This window comes from Microbacterium maritypicum MF109, from assembly GCF_000455825.1.
GTDB classification, from domain to species: domain Bacteria; phylum Actinomycetota; class Actinomycetes; order Actinomycetales; family Microbacteriaceae; genus Microbacterium; species Microbacterium maritypicum_A.
Genome location: NZ_ATAO01000194.1, coordinates 1 through 892, shown reverse-complemented (window position 1 = coordinate 892; position 892 = coordinate 1). Strand labels below are relative to the sequence as shown.

The following is an 892-nucleotide window of genomic DNA, read 5'->3' as shown; positions in this document are numbered from 1 at the left end:
GATCCTGGTCCTCGCCGTGATCGCGTTCGCGGCGCTCTGGCCCGGTGTCCTCGCCACACACGATCCGCTGCAGACGGATGTACGCGCCGCCCTGCTTCCGCCGAGTGCCGAGCATCTGTTCGGCACCGACCAGAGCGGACGCGACGTGTACTCGCGGGTCGTCTACGGTGCGGCGCGCTCGCTGGGCATCGGGCTCCTCGCCACCGGGGTGGCGCTCGTCGGCGGACTCGTCATCGGCGCGCTCGCCGGGGTCGCGCCGAGGGGCGTCGACATCACGGTGATGCGGGTGAACGACGTGCTGATGGCTTTCCCCGAGTTTCTCGTCGCACTCGTCGTCGTCGCCGTGCTGGGCCCGGGACCGGTGAACATCGCGATCGCGGTGACGCTGGCCGCCGTGCCCGTCTACGTCCGGCTGGCCCGAGTGCAGACGCAGACTCTCCGCGTCGCCGAGCACGTCGAGGCGGCGCGCATCCTCGGGGTGCCACGGATGCGCGCATTCACCCGGCACGTGGTTCCGGGAGTCCTCGGCGCGCTGAGCGTGCTCGCCACCATCGGCATCGGCTCCAGCATCCTGGCAGCGGCCGGGCTCAGCTTCCTGGGGCTCGGCCCGTCGGAGCCGACTCCCGAATGGGGACTGATGCTCGCCGGTGGGCGCAACGTCCTCGGGCAGGCCTGGTGGATCTCGCTGTTCCCCGGCATCGCGATCACGCTCACCGTGGTGGCGGCGACCGTCGTGGGGCGCATCCTGCGCGCTCGCGGAGACGGGAGGACCGCATGAGCGTCGCCCTGGAAGTGCGCGGGCTGCGGATCGCATTCGACGGGAACCCGGTCGTCGATGACGTGTCCTTCGCCGTCGACCGCGGCGAGTGCATCGCGATCGTGGGGGAGTCCG

At 71.4% G+C, this 892-nt stretch carries 1 protein-coding gene; it reads left to right on the top strand.

Annotation, left to right across the window (positions count from 1 at the left end; translation table 11 throughout):
* Position 1: 1 nt before the first annotated feature.
* On the top strand, positions 2–778 hold the full coding sequence (locus L687_RS32855; protein WP_052514697.1) for an ABC transporter permease: 777 nt from the start codon (positions 2–4) through the stop codon (positions 776–778).
* Positions 779–892: the final 114 nt, after the last annotated feature.